General features: G+C 36.7%; 18 protein-coding genes and 2 pseudogenes. 12 read left to right on the plus strand and 8 right to left on the minus strand.

Annotated elements, in window-relative coordinates:
* Nucleotides 1-53 precede the first annotated feature (53 nt).
* Nucleotides 54-1,415, plus strand: a complete 1,362-nt coding sequence (locus L1999_RS13060; protein ID WP_235743939.1) for an MATE family efflux transporter — start codon at nt 54-56, stop codon at nt 1,413-1,415.
* A gap of 117 nt (nt 1,416-1,532) precedes the next feature.
* Here the strand turns inward: L1999_RS13060 and L1999_RS13065 are convergent, their stop codons facing one another.
* Nucleotides 1,533-1,784, minus strand: a complete 252-nt coding sequence (locus L1999_RS13065) for a hypothetical protein (protein ID WP_235743940.1) — start codon at nt 1,782-1,784, stop codon at nt 1,533-1,535.
* Between the two features lie 325 nt (nt 1,785-2,109).
* On the opposite strand from L1999_RS13065, the gene L1999_RS13070 reads away from it, so the two are divergent.
* Both L1999_RS13070 and L1999_RS29600 read left to right on the plus strand, forming a co-directional pair.
* Nucleotides 2,110-2,754, plus strand: a complete 645-nt coding sequence (locus tag L1999_RS13070) for a hypothetical protein (RefSeq protein ID WP_235743941.1) — start codon at nt 2,110-2,112, stop codon at nt 2,752-2,754.
* A gap of 190 nt (nt 2,755-2,944) precedes the next feature.
* Nucleotides 2,945-3,073, plus strand: coding sequence for a hypothetical protein (locus L1999_RS29600; RefSeq protein ID WP_275677612.1), 129 nt, complete (start codon nt 2,945-2,947; stop codon nt 3,071-3,073).
* A gap of 225 nt (nt 3,074-3,298) precedes the next feature.
* Here the strand turns inward: L1999_RS29600 and L1999_RS13075 are convergent.
* Nucleotides 3,299-3,700 (minus strand): annotated as a pseudogene (locus L1999_RS13075) (staygreen family protein); the annotation flags it as partial.
* 573 nt (nt 3,701-4,273) lie between these two features.
* Between L1999_RS13075 and L1999_RS13080 the strand changes: the two are divergent.
* From L1999_RS13080 to L1999_RS29850, 3 genes and pseudogenes are all read left to right on the plus strand, one after another.
* The gene (locus L1999_RS13080; RefSeq protein WP_235743942.1) at nt 4,274-4,507 is read left to right on the plus strand and encodes a hypothetical protein; all 234 of its coding nucleotides are present in this window, start codon (nt 4,274-4,276) and stop codon (nt 4,505-4,507) included.
* 141 nt (nt 4,508-4,648) lie between these two features.
* On the plus strand, nt 4,649-5,566 hold the full coding sequence (locus tag L1999_RS13085; RefSeq protein ID WP_235744339.1) for a DMT family transporter: 918 nt from the start codon (nt 4,649-4,651) through the stop codon (nt 5,564-5,566).
* Between the two features lie 132 nt (nt 5,567-5,698).
* Nucleotides 5,699-5,877, plus strand: a pseudogene (locus tag L1999_RS29850) (IS110 family transposase); the annotation flags it as partial.
* A gap of 460 nt (nt 5,878-6,337) precedes the next feature.
* Here the strand turns inward: L1999_RS29850 and L1999_RS13090 are convergent.
* Nucleotides 6,338-6,763, minus strand: a complete 426-nt coding sequence (locus L1999_RS13090) for a MarR family winged helix-turn-helix transcriptional regulator (RefSeq protein ID WP_235743943.1) — start codon at nt 6,761-6,763, stop codon at nt 6,338-6,340.
* A 247-nt stretch (nt 6,764-7,010) separates the two neighbouring features.
* On the opposite strand from L1999_RS13090, the gene L1999_RS13095 reads away from it, so the two are divergent.
* Complete coding sequence (locus L1999_RS13095) at nt 7,011-7,535, plus strand: nitroreductase family protein (RefSeq protein ID WP_235743944.1); 525 nt, start codon at nt 7,011-7,013, stop codon at nt 7,533-7,535.
* A 141-nt stretch (nt 7,536-7,676) separates the two neighbouring features.
* Nucleotides 7,677-8,084: a hypothetical protein gene (locus tag L1999_RS13100; RefSeq protein WP_235743945.1), complete on the plus strand. Its 408-nt coding sequence runs from the start codon at nt 7,677-7,679 to the stop codon at nt 8,082-8,084.
* A gap of 106 nt (nt 8,085-8,190) precedes the next feature.
* Here L1999_RS13100 and norA read toward each other — a convergent pair whose 3' ends face one another.
* Nucleotides 8,191-9,393 (minus strand): multidrug efflux MFS transporter NorA, encoded by a 1,203-nt coding sequence (norA, locus tag L1999_RS13105; RefSeq protein WP_235743946.1) that lies wholly within the window; start codon nt 9,391-9,393, stop codon nt 8,191-8,193.
* A 119-nt stretch (nt 9,394-9,512) separates the two neighbouring features.
* Between norA and L1999_RS13110 the strand changes: the two genes are divergently transcribed.
* A complete protein-coding gene (locus tag L1999_RS13110; protein ID WP_235743947.1) occupies nt 9,513-10,346 on the plus strand; it encodes a MerR family transcriptional regulator in 834 nt (277 codons plus the stop codon).
* A 45-nt stretch (nt 10,347-10,391) separates the two neighbouring features.
* On the opposite strand, the gene L1999_RS13115 is transcribed toward L1999_RS13110, so the two are convergent.
* Together L1999_RS13115 and L1999_RS13120 are read right to left on the minus strand one after the other, a co-directional pair.
* Nucleotides 10,392-11,105 carry an AAA family ATPase gene (locus L1999_RS13115; protein ID WP_235743948.1) on the minus strand — a complete coding sequence of 238 codons (714 nt, stop codon included), beginning with the start codon at nt 11,103-11,105 and terminating at the stop codon, nt 10,392-10,394.
* A 237-nt stretch (nt 11,106-11,342) separates the two neighbouring features.
* A complete protein-coding gene (locus L1999_RS13120) occupies nt 11,343-12,092 on the minus strand; it encodes a hypothetical protein (RefSeq protein WP_235743949.1) in 750 nt (249 codons plus the stop codon).
* 493 nt (nt 12,093-12,585) lie between these two features.
* On the opposite strand from L1999_RS13120, the gene L1999_RS13125 reads away from it, so the two are divergent.
* The gene (locus tag L1999_RS13125; protein ID WP_235743950.1) at nt 12,586-13,374 is read left to right on the plus strand and encodes a hypothetical protein; all 789 of its coding nucleotides are present in this window, start codon (nt 12,586-12,588) and stop codon (nt 13,372-13,374) included.
* Between the two features lie 5 nt (nt 13,375-13,379).
* The gene (locus L1999_RS13130; protein WP_235743951.1) at nt 13,380-13,838 is read left to right on the plus strand and encodes a hypothetical protein; all 459 of its coding nucleotides are present in this window, start codon (nt 13,380-13,382) and stop codon (nt 13,836-13,838) included.
* Between the two features lie 170 nt (nt 13,839-14,008).
* Here L1999_RS13130 and L1999_RS13135 read toward each other — a convergent pair whose 3' ends face one another.
* Nucleotides 14,009-14,422, minus strand: a complete 414-nt coding sequence (locus L1999_RS13135; RefSeq protein WP_235743952.1) for a VOC family protein — start codon at nt 14,420-14,422, stop codon at nt 14,009-14,011.
* A 162-nt stretch (nt 14,423-14,584) separates the two neighbouring features.
* Nucleotides 14,585-15,793: a multidrug efflux MFS transporter gene (locus L1999_RS13140; RefSeq protein ID WP_235743953.1), complete on the minus strand. Its 1,209-nt coding sequence runs from the start codon at nt 15,791-15,793 to the stop codon at nt 14,585-14,587.
* Nucleotides 15,794-15,936: 143 nt separating this feature from the next.
* On the opposite strand from L1999_RS13140, the gene L1999_RS13145 reads away from it, so the two are divergent.
* Nucleotides 15,937-16,818, plus strand: coding sequence for a LysR family transcriptional regulator (locus L1999_RS13145; RefSeq protein ID WP_235743954.1), 882 nt, complete (start codon nt 15,937-15,939; stop codon nt 16,816-16,818).
* The last annotated feature ends 157 nt before the right edge of the window (nt 16,819-16,975 follow it).

Here is a 16,975-nt window from a genome sequence, read left to right on the forward strand (position 1 = left end):
ATGGTTTCCCTAAATTGTAAAGTTCATCTAAAAAAACATAGGGGATTAACAACATGTTGAAAGAATGGAAAAAGATATTATTGCTTGCCATACCTTCGATTGCTTCATTTGCTTCCTCGACACTTACCGGGACCATCAATCTGATATTAGTTGGTCAATTAAGTGCTCTGGCGATTGCGATCGTGGGGGTTTCGAACATTATTATGTATAATGCCTGGGCATTATTTTCAGGCATAGGACATACGACCAATTATTTAGTGGCTCAAAATTACGGATCCAACACTATGAAAAAAGGTGTGGAACGGACCTATATCGCTTTTTATCTTTGTATAGTGGCTGCGACACTGGTGTTAGTGGTTGGTTTACTATTTCCAGAAGCGATTTTTAAGCTGTTGGGCAGTTCACCTGAGATGATTAGACAAGGGAAAAGTTATCTTGAATTTCGTTTTTTTGCGATGGTATTTTCGATCTTCACTTTTGTTATTCATGGCTTTCTCCGCGGGATTGGGGATACCAAAATTCCGATGATCAGTACCATATTCGGTGGAGCCGTCATGATTTTTCTTACTTATGGGCTAACCTATGGACATTTTGCTCTTCCAAAATTAGGTTTAATTGGGGCAGGGATTGCCTTTTTTACGGGTGAATTGGTTACGTTTCTTATTTGCGCTTACTTCTATTTCATAAAATTACACCAAAAATATGAAACTCGCACAAGAATTGCCTTCGACCGAGCAGAAGGAAAGTTAATTTTCGGAGAAAGTGCCAAATTAGGGATACAGGAATTTTCGATGGCTATGGCCATGTTTGTTTTTACAGCATTTGTGACGAGATTAGGGACCAATGCGTTAGCAGCCAATGAAGTGGCCTTAAGTGTCATGAGTCTTGGATTTATGCCCGCTTTTGCTTTTGGATCAACTGCAACCATTCTGGTTGGTCAAGAAGTCGGGCGAGGTAATCCACAATTAGGAAGAAAAGCAGGGACAAACACGGCCATTTTAGGGTGTATTTTTCTGATGATTTTAGGTGTGATTGAATTCTTTTGGGCAGTACCGATCGCGAAGATTTATACCCACGATGCCCAAGTCTATAAAGTAGCCGCAGAATTAGTGATGATATCGGCATTTTTACAATTGTTTGATGGATTATTAAATTTTTATGCCGGTGGTCTTAGAGGAATTGGGGACACATCGTTTTTATTAAAAATCTCTTTGTTATTGGGATGGTTATTTTTTGTTCCACTCAGTTATATTTTCACGTTTATGCTCGATTGGGGCAGTATGGGCGCATGGATCGCCTTATACTCGTATCTCACGGTATTTGGAGTAAGCGTGATGATTCGCTTTTATCGAACCAATTGGGATTCGATTCAGTTAAAATCGGTTAAAAAGGAATACCAGGACAATGTAATTTAAAATCGGAAGAGTTTTTCCTTCAAGCAATAGCCAAATAGGGAGTTGATAAAATATGTCAGCTCCCTTTATGGACCATAACTTCACTGAACCATCAACGATATCCGTTACCATGATTTACTAACAGGCAACACCCTTATAACGAAGTAAATAATTCTTAAAGCTAGGATGATTAAATTCTACCTCAAAAGCCTTTTCACTAATTGCTTTTCCTCCAAATTCTCTAATACTGCATTCAATATTTAATGCTTCGGAATAATTCTTTTTTGTCACCAATTCAATTGTTATTTCCTGTCGTTTTTCCTTTTCCCAAACCTTATGTTCCCACACTTGAACAGGACTGATTAATTCTTCGAATCCGAAATGATTCAATTTTAGTTGGTCAACTAATTCTTGTTAAGCATCTAAGTTATAAATATAGAATCTGGGTATCTGCGGCTTGTGCCATTGATAGCCCAAGTAAAAGCCTGGTGGTTTTTGAAAGTCATTCGGGTCTACCAGGCTTTTTTAAAATAATTAAAATTTTCTTATTTTATTTTGCTTGTTTAATTGACTAAGTATTACTGATATATGTAAAATACATATATAGTAATTTCGTTAAATAAAAGCATAACCAAGATTATTGGACTCTACATACCTTCGTTTCATAGGAGGAAAAAATAGAGAAATTTAACAAAGAACATGAGGAGGAATGAAAATGGCACAAAAGGTAATGGAACCAAAAGAAGAAGTTCAAAAAAAGGAAGTAAAAAAAGTAGAGGTTACAATAGTAGAGGGGCCAAAAGTTGAGTTCCAAGAAGTAGAGTCGCAAGGAGAAACAAGCTATGTTTCAGAGTCATTTATTGAAACATTTTGGGATCAATTTGAAGGTGCAATATCTCGTAATAGAGAATTTAGAGCACAAGGCCAAGATCTTTTCCTAAAAGCTATAAAGGAAACAACAAAGTTCAATGGTGTATACCGAAATACGTTAAAGGGCCTTTTTGAGCAAACGACAGAAATTAATAACGATTTGCGGAATGGCTTAGTCCAAAACTCAATGGTTAAAACAAATGAATTAATTCAAGAAGTGACTGAATCTTTTAATGGTCAAGTAAACGAGGTAGCTAAAAAATTAGAGGAGTTGTATTTAACTCCAATTAACACTGCCTTTGACTTAATGGAACAATCCGAGCAGCTTGTTGAACAAAGTAGTGAGTCATTCATTGAATCTACAAATGAGGCATGGAACGCTTGGGAAGCTATCACAGACAATTATTTAAAGCAAACTAGAAACATTCATCAAAATATTGCTCAACGATTCGAAGATAGTTTACGTATACTGATTCCTGGAAATAAATAATGTACTAATTTAAAGAAAAACAATTCTTAAGTAGATGAATTCTTCCTGTTAAGTAATATTCTTTTGGCACAAAAAAAGCAGCTTTACCTTCACTGGCACGCTGCTTTTTTTGATACATTAGAAAGTCTTAAAAATAAAATCAGTTGGATTAGGTTAAGACAGATAGAATAGTATATTGGAGGTTTTTGTTGTGAATGAGCAAGAAGAAATGTTGATTAATAAAACATCTATAATACTAAATAAAGATACAAGTAAGATGTCCTTGAATGATATTATTGAGGAATTGGTTACTATCATTGAACAAAAAGTGAATGGGTAATGGAGTGGATTTGAAGAATAATCCTATTCATCATGTCCATTGCTACCATGATAAAAACATCTATAAAAACAAATTTAAAAGCAGTGGGTTTCGAGAGTGAAATCGCACTGCTTTTAACAATTTATTAGGAATTAATATATCAATTGGGTAGATAAAAGGCACGAATAGGGAGCCTTTGAGATGGATAAAGTGCCTTTGTTAGGTGTAACATACGATCTTAGATAATTATCTGTATGAGTAATGGTGGAAGGTTCCCCAACTTTCTTGTCTAGCAACCTGAGGATAGGCGGACATAAAGTTAATTATGAGTAAATATTTTTCTAGATTAGGGTATGTGTCGAATAAGAACCTGTCGCCGTATCGAATAGCTGTTAATGCAAGTGGTATTTCACGTTTAAATATTTCATTGAGTCTTGCAGATCCATCTATAGAATATTCCCCTTGATCAATATATAAATAAACATAAAAATGCAGGGAACTTCCATCTTGTTTCCATGTCCCTAATACTTCATCTCGATTAGGGTTGATATTTTTCCAGGCATAATGAATTTCAATTGTTAAAAATAAATCTTCAGTAAAATCAGAGTGAGTGAGCGTGTAGCATCTTGGTATAATAGGTTCCGTAGCCGTAACCCTACTGCTGTATTAAAGGCTAGTTTTGCAAAGATTGTTGTTTATCGTATAAGGTTATCAAACCGTATAAATAGATGCTTCGTGGCATCTTTTAGTAAGAACTTTTTCGAAAATTGCCTAGAAAATTAGTAAGTGACCCTTAACTTTATACCAGAAGCAACAAAGATTACGAAAAGAGCCTTATAAAAAAACTGGCCGATAAGAGTTGGTGGCCTGAGCAATTTTAAACCAGAGAAACTATTTGTGGCATAAATATGTTCATTTTCTTTTGTTCATGCTGCTATGTAAATAGGAACTTTAAAAAACTGCCGGTTAAGAGGAAACGGTGAGCCGTATTATAAATAGAGGCAGCTTAAATATCGGTTCAACATCGGACAAGGGAATGCTAAAAAGGCAAGATTATGTCCAAAGTAGAGCCAACTTCAGACAAGGATGAGTCAAAAGAGCTAGGTTGTGTCCGAAGATGAGCCAACATCGGACAAGGAAGAGCCAAAAGAGCGGGGGTGTGTCTGAAGTTGAGCCAACATCGGACAAGGAAGAGCCAAAAGAGCGAGGTTGTGTCCTAAGTTGAACCAACTTCAGACAAGAAAGAGCCAAAAGAGCGAAGGTGTGTCCGAAGTAGAGCCAACATCAGACAAGGCAAAGCCACAAAGTGCGATGATGTCCGAAGAAATACCAAATAACGCTGAAACCCATGAATTTAATCGTGGGAGGTTCATAAAGAAGAATTATTTGGGAGAGACGAAAACATATGTTATTATGAAAGAACAATGCTTCTTAAAAACTGCCAAAACCTATTAAAGGTATGTCGGAAAATTAATTCCGTTACTAATTATCGTTGAATGATCAATGAAAACTGTATAGAGTAAATCGTTCCCGTCTCTTTACTTTTTAAGAGGCGGGATTTTTTATTTAAAAGAAAAGGGGAAACAACTTTTGAAAATGACAAAATCCATGGCAAACCTGCTCCTATTGATTACCTCGGCACTTTGGGGATCTGGGTTTGTTGTTACAAAAATAGCTCTAGATGCACATGCGTCTGCTGGATTCATCAATTTTTTCAGAGGCTTTCTCTTTGTTGTGATGGTCCTTATGTTTTTTTATAAAAAGATAGTTAAAATGACCTTTAAGGACTTTAAGATTGGGCTAATTGCGGGATTGCTTAATTTTGGCGGCTTTATCACACAAACGATTGGCATAGAGTACACGACTCCATCCAATAACGCCTTTATTTCATCCATATATGTGGTCATTATACCTTTCTTGGCTTGGGGTATTTATCAAAAGAAACTTCCTGTAAAAAGCTTTGTTTCCATTGCCTTTTGTTTACTTGGAATGATGATCTTAGCTGGAATATTTAACCACGCAATAACCATTAATATCGGCGACGTATATTCTTTTATTTGTGCGTTTTTCTATGCAGCCTCTATTGTATATCTCAGCTACGGAGCAAGAGAGACCGATGGAAGCATTCTAGCTTTTATGCTTGCAGTTGTGCAAGGTATAGGGGGGATGTTTTTTTTCTTCTTTGTAGAGAAAGGACAGCTTACAACTATCCATTGGTCTGTTGCCATTGTGCCATTGTTATATATGGGAATAATTTGTTCGTTTGTTGGTCAGACTGTTCAGGTTTTAGCTCAAAAGCATACTACTGCAACTACTGCGGGATTAATAATGATGCTTGAAGGAGTTTTTGGAAGTATTTTTTCAGTAGCGTTTGGTTTTGAAGCTGTTACGGTAGAGCTATTTGTTGGAGGGATGCTGATTATGTTATCGCTTATTCTGTTAGAAGTGGACTTTAAGCAGATATTCCTCAGACCACGCAACAGCTCAGAGAGCAATAATATCACCAATTCATAATGAAAAACAAAACGGGTCTGCATCATAATTCGAATGCAGACCTTTTTAGTTTACTCAGAAATTATAGTTAACTAAAGTATTATTATGTAAACTAAAGAAGAGTGGGGAAAAAGGACGACTTTCTTCGTGATTAAAGCAATACATAATTATTTTACTAAACTTCCAAATAAAAAAAGATGCAATCGCTGATTGCAATATGTAACAAGCTTATACGAATTTTGTTTACCATTGGTACAAAACAATGTGAATTTAGTGAAGAACGAATGTTAAGGGTCATTCCTCATATGGCAGTATTACAGGTAGCAGCTTAATTATTCTTGAGATGATTTATTTTATTCGGTAACTTGCCTCCGCCAATATGAAAATGCAATTGTTGTTCATTTTAACATGGATAGTGAAGATTCAGATGAGATACCTGGTGATTTTCAAGCTCGTAAACACACCTGGTTTGAACTTTCTGTAGACGACGGGAAAGGGCTAAATACGACTGTTGGAACGAAGGAGGTGGAGGCTCCCGACTGGTTTTGAATGTATCATATAAATGGACAACAATTTTACTTATAATGCTATTTTCCACGTTTTGTAAGTACAGATGCTTTACTAAAGCAATGAGTGGAGTAGAGGTCATTTTATCAGCTAATTATAAACTAGATGCATTTCCAGCAAGTTACCCATAAAGTGAACAGGATAAAAAAAGTACATTAATCGTGGATTAATGCACTTTTTTTAATCTTAAGCCATTTAGGTAATCAACGAACCATCGGTGTAACCTCAATTTATCTCTTCCTGTTGTTCTAAGAAACCATCCCGTTTTTCGATTAAAAATCCAATCTTCCTGATTTCTTCTAAATGAATCTCAGACAACCTTTGCAAAATTTCTTCTCCATGTATGGTCAATGTAATCAATACACTCCGTCCATCATCAGGGTTACTCATCCTTGTTACTAGGCCAAGCTGCGAACAGCGGTCGATCAGTCCTACACAGGCATTATGCGTAATGAATAAGCGCTCAGCAAGCTCACGGGGTGTAACCGTATTACGTCCAGGGAACCCTTTAATGGCTAATAAAAGTTGGTGCTGCTGAGGTGTCATCCCCACTTTCCGTGCCTCGGAATCACTAAAATGAAGAAACTTCTTCAATTGATATCTGAATTCAGCCAATAATTCATAGGTTTCTTTATTTAAATTTTCTGACATAAAAGTCCGCCTTTCATGTTGATATTTATATCTTAACACGATATAATTTAAATACAATAAATATATCCTAATACGATATATCACAACTAATTTTAAAGTGGGGGATTATAATGGAATGGATTGATTACTTATCACCGAACACGGTTTCTGGCATTGTATTTTATAGCCTTTCATTTGTCGGGGTCATATTTTTAAACATAAAGGTTTACAAGTTTAAGAATTAACTACATAAACTGGAGGTTCCTTTATGGACGTAGTAAAAGCCATTCAAACACGACGTGAGATTACTAGTTTCCAAGACAAACCCGTTCCGAATGACATACTGGAAAGTATTCTTGATGCAGGCTACCTGGCTCCTACTGGCAATAATCTTCCGTCAAGAGAATTAATTTTAGTGACAAATAAGCAGAACCTCGAGACGCTGGAAAAAACAACCCCCTACATGGAGTGGTTAAAAGAAGCTTCTGCCGCAATTGTCATTACAGGTCGCCCAGACGTAAGTAAATACTGGATTCAAGATGGGTCCATTTCTTCCTCTTTTATCTGGTTGCGAGCAACAGAGCTTGAAGTGGGTGTTGGCTTTGGGGCGGTTTACAATTTTGAAGATGCGAAAGAATCGGCCAAACGTGAGGAATGGGTTCGAAACGCACTACATATCCCTAACGATCGGCGCGTATTAGCGATACTCGGGATTGGATACCCAGAAAATAAGCCTAATGCTAAGAAACTTCCTTCTAAAGAAGAAATTATCTATTATGAATCCTTTAAATAAATGACAGATTGCCTTTCTTCATTTGGCGAATAGTAAGCACTATTCGCTTTTCTTATACACACCCGGTGATGCCAAGCACCAACCCTTTTTTTTCTCATATACATGAAAAGATTTAATGAAGAAAGAAAGGGGGAGGCTGCATTGTACCCAAATGATCCTTACCAGTCTTTCTATCCATATTACTATGACTACAGACAAGGACTATTTCAAAAAATTCTTGCTTGTTATCAGCAGAAGCGGTGGATTCGATTATCTTTTCGAGATGGAACAACTGTGGAAGGTTTTATAAGGACCTATGACCTTGCAAGGGGAGTATTAATTTATGTACCAATGCAAAGTTATATGATTTCATGTGAAGGTGTAAGGGTGGATTCTCTTCAAAAAGCACAGAACTGCATAGGTAAAAGGGCCACTTTGACACTTCCCAACCATATTGGCCTGTCTTTTACCATAGAAGATGTCGACCAATCACAAAATATTGGTGGATGGGTGAACATAAATGAACTAATGTCGGTATCCGGACAGGTAGTGGACACGAATTGTATTTAGTTGGCACGGTCTTGCAACACAGAAAATTCAAACATAGCACAAAAGGAAGCACATCGAACGTGTGCTTCCTTTTGTTTTCGGATCATTTAAAAACTGTTTCATGAGTTTAATTTGACTTATTCAGTAGACTAGCCTTCACTTTGATAGAAGAATCACTTGCCTGCTTCTTCCAAAACAAGGTAATCGCGATTCCAAGTGTTAGGATCACCGATGCAAAATAGTAAGGGTAGTTAATATCGATATCAAATAATATCCCCCCTAGAATGGGTCCGCTAATGTTTGCTAAACTTGTAAACATGGAGTTCATCCCACCAACGAAACCTTGTTCGTTCCCGGCTATATTGGAAAGATAGGATGTTATGGCTGGACGGAATAAATCAAATCCAACAAAAACAATAAATGTGACGAGTAAAATAGAGAAATAGGAATGAACAACCGTCATTAAAAAGACAAGTAAGGTTGATAAAATTAAGCAATATCGAAGCAACTTAATTTCACCCCAAATTCGTGTAAGCCGATCAAATAATAGGACTTGTGCAACTGCGCCAAAAATGCCACCGCCTGTGATAACAATCGCTATATCGGATGGTTTAAATTGAAATTTATGGTCCACAAATAGACTGAAGAAAGATTCAAAAGCGGCTAAGCCAAATGAGGCGATAAAAATTAAAATAAACGCAAGGAAATATTTAGGGGCAATAATACGCTTAAAGCCAAACTTACCATTGGAGACTTGTTCATTTTCATCTTCGTTACGATTCGGCTCAGATAATAAAATAATAGAAAGTATAGACGCAATCGTTCCAAGTGCCCCTGCAAAGAAGAAAGGTATACGTGTTCCAAACTCCGCTAAAAATCCACCAATGCCTGGACCAATAATAAATCCTGTACTAATGGCAGCTGACATAAACCCGAGTGCCTTTGGGCGCGAATCCAAATCGGTAATATCAGCAATAAAGGCAGTAACAGCCGGCATGATGAACGCAGCACTAATTCCACCCAAAATACGGGAAATAAATAGCATTTCAATTCCTTTTCCAATCCCAAATAAAAATTCTGACATACCGAAAATAAATAAGCCAATAACAATCATGATTTTCCTGCCGAATTGATCTGCTGCTTTCCCTGCAAGTGGTGAAACAAGCAATTGAGCGAATGCAAAAGCTGCTGTTAAATAACCTACTGTTTTCCCCGTGATCCCTAATTCATCCATCAGTGTAGGTAAGACTGGGATGACGAGACCAATTCCCAAAAAAGCAATGAATAAATTCATTAATAATAATCCTAAAGTGACGTTACGAGTCTTCATCTTTCTACTGCTCCTTACTAAAACTAAAATTGAAAACAAATCTGGGGAATTTATCAGTTGTTTACAATTTCTATCCTAGTGTATATAGTTACTATATAGTCAAGGGCGGTGTTGGAAAAATGAATAAAAAAAATGAAAAATATTTAACCACAGGCGAATTTGCTAAGCTTTGCAAAGTAAACAAACAGACACTTTTTTATTATGATCAAATTGGGCTTTTGTCTCCAGAATTGAAAAATGACAAAGGGTACCGCTATTACTCCATTCATCAAATAGAACTTTTCTTTGTGATTGATTTATTAAAAGAACTTGGGATGTCGCTGAACGATATTCAACAATACATGGGAAATAAATCTCCGGAAAGTTTTTTATCGTTAATGTATCAAAAAAAAGAAGAGATTGTGAAAATGCGACAGGAAATTGATCAGAAGGAAAAAATGATCAAGGCAAAAATCACCTTAATGGAAGAGGCGTCACAAATTGATTTTCAGCAAATTACGTTTGAACCATTACCAGAGGCAACACTTTATTTAAGTAGAAACATCGAAAATATAACAGATGAAGAATTTGTAGAGGTCATTTCGGATTTTATTAATGAATTGAGCGTTTCTCAATTGGATTCAGGCTATCCAATAGGTGGTATAACCAAACGGGAGCAGGTAATAAAAGGAGAATTCTCTAATTATAGCTATTTATACATTGAGCAACCGAATCCAAAGGTAGGATATCCGTATTTTCAGGCTGTAAAGGGTGATTTTCTGATTGGCTATCATGTTGGAGATGAGAAAACAATTAGTGAAACGTATCAGCGACTTTTTAAAGAAATGGAACGTTTAAATTTAGCCTTAAGTGAGTATGTTTTTGAAGAGTATATTTACGATACGGTAGTAATGAATCATAAGGAACATTATGTTACTAAAATTATGATACAAGTCTCTCCAATAGATCGTTAATTTTAGAAATTCTTGTATAGAGGAGCTAGGGGGAAATTCTAGCTCTTATTCCAGAAGATGTCGAAGCATTCGTTTCGGATCATTTAAAAACTGTTTCATGATCTGAAAATGATTGGTTTCTTCAAGCTTTTTCTCTTGTATTCCATCGTCACTTAATTCATATATAATGGAATCTGGATACGACATAATGATGGGGGAATGGGTAGCAATAATGAGTTGGGAGTGTTCATTCACTAAGTCATGTATTCTCGTAACCATTGACATTTGCCGTAAAGGAGAAAGAGCAGCTTCAGGTTCATCCAGTATATAAATCCCATTTCCTCCAAACCGATGAATAAAGGTTGAGAAAAAAGCCTCTCCATGTGATTGTTCATGAAGGGATTGTCCGCCAAAAGAGTTAATAATTTTCGGAGCCCCGCCACCCTGGTCCAATTCCTCAATATTGGAAGCCACATTATAAAAGCTTTCAGCACGTAAGAAGAAACCATCCCTTGGCTTATCAATACCCTTTATCAATTTAAGATAGTTTGTTAATTCAGAGTGGGAATCAAAGGTTGAGAAGTTGAAGTTAAAAGACCCTCCTTCTGGATTAAATCCTAAGGAAACCGCAATGGCCTCTAATAAGGTGGATTTTCCCATTCCGTTCTCACCGACCAGGTAGGTAACCTTGGGATGCAAGGTAAGCTCAGTCAGCGTTTTTATACTTGGGAGATTAAATGGATAGGTAGAAAATGCAGGCACATCTTCTCGGTTCAACATGACACTTCTAACAAACGGGGAATCTATCACAATTGATCAGCTGCCTTATTTTAATATTTTATTGATTTCCAATGAGCAAGTGCAGGAAGCGTATTTAGCTTAGAAGGTTCATCAAGTTTGGCAAAAATCATCGTACAAATAGGTTTATGGCGGTTTTAGATTTGTTATCAGACAAAAAAGTTTGAGGAAGAAGGGATCATCCTCAAACTTTACTATGTCTTTAACAAAGAGCTGTTATTAAGCAGTTTGCCTTTTATTTCTTTTTGGTTGGTCTTCCGTTTTATTTTTGTTCGATTTTTTTGACTTTGACACTCTAAAGAATAGAATTAACCCGGCATTAAACATGAGCGTCCACACGAGTGCAAATTTATTACCGTTAAAATAGATTCCTGCTATAGGGATCAATAGTAAGATGATACTTTTCAAATAGTAATTTACCTTAGGGTTTACCGCCATCAATACGGAAAGAAGAACAAGAATCGAAGGGATGAGGTTATCCCCCAAAAAGGTAAGATTCGGATAATTCACATAGAAATAATAAGCAAATGATCCGATAATGGCCATTAAAGAAAGATAAAATCGGATAATTGGATTCTTATAAAAGAGGATCCAAACGGCCATAAAATTTATTGCTGCACGAAATACAACGACAGATACTATCTTTGTAAAATCACTAAACGGATTTTTCGCAAAGTCTAACATATAGTAGATGTTGTAACAAACAATGGCTACTACAATGATTTTAAAAAGAAGTTTTACCCAAGACAGCTCCAATTTCTTTTTCTTTTTTGACGAGCGGAACCTAGAGGGTGAGCTACCTCTCCCTTTGGCCTCATGACCTGTATTTTTCCGATTCTTAAACCACTTTTGAAATCCGCTATCATCTATTTCCTGTTCGGCTTCTAATCTAGTAGTAGATTCGCTTGTTTTATATTCTTGGTCATTGCCTTGTTCACTATGTTGTTCTGACTCAGATTGAAAATCCAATTTATCTTCACCTCATGCATTTTTTATCATTATATCTTATTTTGATAGAAGTAGTTACTAGAAACTCTTTTTAATAGAATCACTGTAAGGAAATTTTTTGTTTGGACAAATTGAAAAATTAGCAGAAGAAACTTCAAGCGGTCTAATATATCTTGGACTTTTATATTCCTCTTCAAAGGGATATGAAAAGGCTTCTAATCTTTTTAATAAGGCATTGGAATAATGAAAAATGAAAAGTTTAAGTACAGAGGAAACTTTAAAAAGATATTCGAGACGTTTATCAAAAATGCAAATCAACAAAAGGCACAATATTGGCTGGATAATCTGCTTCAACGCCAGAGTTATGATAAAAAATTCAAAAAACTAGATGACCTCCAAAGAAAAATCGAACAGAACATTTATTGAGTTAGCGGGGCAGGTTCGCATAATAGGACTTGAATAAATATATCCCACATTAGGAAATATATAATAAATCATTTCTGAAGGGGATTAGATGAACAACTATACAAATGATAATACTGCCAGACGGTATAAAGCACATGTTAGTATTTTAGGAACAACCCAATTGCATTTAAGAAATCCTTACATCATCGCATGGTGGTCTGCTGCGTTTCCTGGATTCGGGCATTTGCTATTATCTAAATATCTTAGAGGATATGCATTATTTATTTGGGAAGTTGTTGTAAATGTTAAATCAAATGTTAATTCTTCCATGGTGTATTCCTTTCAGGGGAATATTGATATGGCAAAAGAGGTATTAGATCCAAGATGGCTTCTTATGTATATCCCTGTTTACCTTTTCGGTATTTGGGACAGTTACCGGACAACAGTAGATATGAATAAGGTCTATCTATTGACCGAGCGAGAAGAACATCGTTTTAGTTCATTTTCATTAGGATCGTTAGAGATTAACTACTTAGATAAGCGAAATCCCATTCTTTCCCTTATGTGGTCGTTGTTTATCCCTGGGCTTGGGCAGCTTTATATACATAGGATTTTAACTGCTTTCTTTGTAATCATATGGTTAGTGGTGTTTTTTTATTATTCTCATGCACAAGAAGCTGTTATACTTTTGTTTTTAGGAAAAGTAAAGGAAGCAACATCTGTTTTAAAGTCAGAATGGCTTCTTTTTATCCCTTCACACTATGGGTTTGCAGCTTATGATTCGTATATGAATACAGTTGAGAATAACAAACTATTTGAAAAAGAGTTAAGGAATCATTTAATCGAGAATTATCAATCAGAGGGTTTTAAAATTCTAAAAGGACAAAAAGTGAAGTGATAGATTTGCAGTTATTTTCAACATTTGAAACCACTGGATTTTTAGAACTCGCAATTTCTACGTTAGAAAATAAGGGGATCAAAAAAGATAGTATATTTGCTGTCCCTCTGGATAATAGAGCGGAAGAACGTAAAATTTTTGATACCCTACATCGGTCAGACGGAACAAGCCTGATTGATATTGGAATGGGGATTGGTACTGCATTTTCTGTTATTGGAGCAAGTATTGGGTTTAAATTAGCTTGGGGACCGATTTATTGTGGACTGATAGGTGCGTTTGTTGGATTTGTTCTGGGATTTGCTATTCGTCTTTTTATGGAATTGGTTATAAAGAAAAAGAAAAGAGTTTTAAAAGGAAAACATTCTGAAGTAATCTTAATAGTTGATTGCAAAGAATCACAAGCTGAATTAGTAGAAGATATACTTTGGAGCCACTTTGCATTAGGAGTAGCAAAAGTAAAATGATTCATTATTTCATGTATAAGTACCACTTGTCAGGGAGTTTGTAATTGTTTCACTAACTGTCTTCAAAGTATGGGTAGCATTTCTAACAAAAACGTTCGGCTGCTTAAAAAAGCAGCCGAACGGGAGAGGTTAATCAAAGAAGCGAAGGTTGTGGACTTCATTTGAATAGACTAGGCTTCTGTGGACGGATGTTCACACAGGAGCATCCAGGATGTTCCAAATTTGTCTCTCAGTTGAGCATAACGCAATGCAAAAAAGGTTTCTTCCATGGGCATAAAGATTTCTCCACCTTCAGAAAGCAAGCTATAAAGCCTCTCCGCCTCTTCTGCACTGTCAACTCGGAGTGTCAGATAGACACTCCTTATTGGTTCAGCGTTAGGGATGTCAGCTCCTCTAAGCACCGTTTCCCCAATCTCGATAGTAGCATGCAAAATGTCATTTTCCCGACCTTTCGGAACGTTCGTCGAATCTGGCAGTTGGTTGAAAGCCATCATCGATGTGATTTTGCCTCCGATATGCTGTTCATAGAACCGAAAAGCCTGTTCGCAGACTCCTCGATAGTTAACGTAGATATCAAGTTTCATTAAATAATCACTCCCTTTTTATTTTGGTTGCTGGTCTTGATAGATATCTTATCATTCAGTATAAACGGCATATGAATGCCTATACAATGATGGATTTTATGAAGTCGATATTTAAATATAAATATAGAAAAAAAGAAACACGCTGAAATTTCAGTGTGCTTCTTAATGACTATGTGACATGTTCCTTCTACTAATACCAATAGGATTAATACTGTAAACCCATAAAGCATTTAGCAGTAATAAAGCACTTGTAGTAAAGAACACATAATGAATGCCATAGAACGCGGCCATTTGCCCGCCTAATACCGATCCTCCGAGCGTACCAATATACTGTGCAGATTGATTATACCCGAAAATACGACCAACAATATCATCTGGGGCACTTTTTCGGACAAGGTTGTTAATGGATGGCAATAATCCGGCTGTAGCAAGTCCAAGACAGAAGCGCAGTCCCATGAGTTCCCATGGTGTTTTGACAAATGCTTGAGGAATAAAGATAATTCCGGCAGCAATAAGTGCTCCGATCAATATTTTTCTAGAACCAATCCGGTCAGCAAGCTTACCTAATCGTGGAGCAGCAATAATATTGGCAAAGCCGGCAGCAGCCACCACCATTCCTGCGATCATCGATAAATGGGCTGCATGTGGTGATAATTCTTTTACATAAACCGTAATTAATGGCTGAATGGACATATTGGCAATTTGCAAAATAAAGGTGCTAGCAAACAATGAAATAAGCAATCTCGTATCAGGAACTCGCTTCCAAACTTGGCTGAAGGCTAACGGTGTCTTATGAACAGGTGTAAATTCTTCTTTTACCAAAATAAGAACGGCAATGAAGCCGATTAACAATAACACGCTTGTTACCACAAAACAGCTTCGAATTCCAAAGAATTCTGTAATGAACCCTCCCATTAAAGGACCTAGAAGTCCGCCACTGACGGAGCCTGTTGAAAGTGTTCCGAGTGCCCAGCCTGAATTTTTCTTCGGTGTTTGGGTTGCAACTAATGTAACCGCTGCAGAAATGTAACCGGAAACGGCTCCCATTAACATCCGTAACGCGAGCAATTCATAAACATTTTGGACAAATGCCATCATAAAAACGACAATGGCCATACCAAGGCTTGCACGGAGTAACATGAGTTTTCTGCCCTTTTTATCTGCAAGTTTTCCCCATATAGGTGAAACAATGGCTGAGATTAAAAAAGTTGAACCAAAAATCAATCCAGACCATTTTTCAATATCTGTAGTTGCGTGTACCCCTAGCTGATCGATATATAGTGGCAGCATAGGGGAGATTTGACTCATCCCAGCGGCAGTCACAAATGAACCGAACCAACAAACAAATAAATTTCTTTTCCAAATCTCCATATAAACACCTTTCTTATCCGTTAAAATTTATTTCGACTTCCAAAATAATTGATTTCCTCAATCATACTCCAAATTATTGATAACGACTAATATATATATTACTATTTACTAATAGGTTAAGGACTATCAATAGAGGTGAACAAATGGATTTCTTACAATTAAGGTATTTTCAAACGGTTGCCAAGTTTGAACATATGACAAGGGCTGCCAAGGAGCTTACGATTGCACAGCCATCACTAAGCCAAACCATTTCTCGTTTAGAGGAAGAGCTGGGTTTTTCCCTTTTTGATCGTGAGGGAAGGAATATTAAACTCAATCAATTTGGGAAAATTTTTTTAAAAGGAGTAGATCGGGCTTTTTCTGAATTAGAATCTGCCCAGCAAGAGATGGCGGAACTCGCAGGAGAGAGCAGAAACCAAATTTCCCTTTCGGTCATGCATATCCCCTTATTGCCGAATATGATTAGTCAATTTCGTAAGACCTATCCATTCGTCAGTTTTCAAGTAAGTTTGCATTCTCCTTTGCGACTTGTCGAACAATTGGAAAAAGGGGAAATTGATTTATGTGTAACTTACTTTCCTATTGAGAAAGAAGGAATCAGTTGGATTGATCTTATGGAAGATGAAGTATTCATCGTAGTCCCGGAAACCCATCATTTGGCTAAGAGGGACAGCATTCAGTTAAAGGAAGTGGCAGATGAACAATTTATTCACAGAGAGCCGACAAATCCATTCCGAATGCTAACGGATGGTTTTTGTGAAAAAGCAGGATTCACACCAAAAATCGCCTTTGAACTCGAAGAACCAGGATCCATTCATCACTATGTAGAGGAGGGATTAGGGATATCCTTTTTAACCGAACATACCCTTCGCTATTCACACTACGAAAAATTGGTTCCATTGCATATTGAACAGCCTGTCTGTAAACGAACGATCGGAATGGCATGGAAAACGGAGCGGTATACGTCAAAGGTCGTTCGGGATTTCCGGGAATTTATGATTGGTTATTTTAAGGAATTAAGCTAAATGAAGCATGTGTATACGAAGGGGAATTGAAGTCAAGAAGTACTGACGGTCCCTGTATGTATCACTCTGCTATTTTGGTATAATCTAAAACATCTTTATATAGAAAAATGATAGAGACAACGGATTGGATGACAGTTTGATTTTTGATAAATAAATA

It is taken from the genome of Neobacillus drentensis, assembly GCF_021560175.1.
Taxonomy (GTDB): domain Bacteria; phylum Bacillota; class Bacilli; order Bacillales; family Cytobacillaceae; genus Neobacillus; species Neobacillus drentensis_A.

What these genes read in the sequence shown, in the direction of transcription:
- L1999_RS13060 (WP_235743939.1), top strand. Translation starts at nt 54, where the DNA reads ATGTTGAAAGAATGGAAAAAGATATTATTGCTTGCCATACCTTCGATT.
- L1999_RS13070 (WP_235743941.1), top strand. Translation starts at nt 2,110, where the DNA reads ATGGCACAAAAGGTAATGGAACCAAAAGAAGAAGTTCAAAAAAAGGAA.
- L1999_RS13085 (WP_235744339.1), top strand. Translation starts at nt 4,649, where the DNA reads ATGACAAAATCCATGGCAAACCTGCTCCTATTGATTACCTCGGCACTT.
- L1999_RS13090 (WP_235743943.1), bottom strand. Translation starts at nt 6,763, where the DNA reads ATGTCAGAAAATTTAAATAAAGAAACCTATGAATTATTGGCTGAATTC.
- L1999_RS13095 (WP_235743944.1), top strand. Translation starts at nt 7,011, where the DNA reads ATGGACGTAGTAAAAGCCATTCAAACACGACGTGAGATTACTAGTTTC.
- norA (WP_235743946.1), bottom strand. Translation starts at nt 9,393, where the DNA reads ATGAAGACTCGTAACGTCACTTTAGGATTATTATTAATGAATTTATTC.
- L1999_RS13110 (WP_235743947.1), top strand. Translation starts at nt 9,513, where the DNA reads ATGAATAAAAAAAATGAAAAATATTTAACCACAGGCGAATTTGCTAAG.
- L1999_RS13115 (WP_235743948.1), bottom strand. Translation starts at nt 11,105, where the DNA reads ATGTTGAACCGAGAAGATGTGCCTGCATTTTCTACCTATCCATTTAAT.
- L1999_RS13125 (WP_235743950.1), top strand. Translation starts at nt 12,586, where the DNA reads ATGAACAACTATACAAATGATAATACTGCCAGACGGTATAAAGCACAT.
- L1999_RS13135 (WP_235743952.1), bottom strand. Translation starts at nt 14,422, where the DNA reads ATGAAACTTGATATCTACGTTAACTATCGAGGAGTCTGCGAACAGGCT.
- L1999_RS13140 (WP_235743953.1), bottom strand. Translation starts at nt 15,793, where the DNA reads ATGGAGATTTGGAAAAGAAATTTATTTGTTTGTTGGTTCGGTTCATTT.
- L1999_RS13145 (WP_235743954.1), top strand. Translation starts at nt 15,937, where the DNA reads ATGGATTTCTTACAATTAAGGTATTTTCAAACGGTTGCCAAGTTTGAA.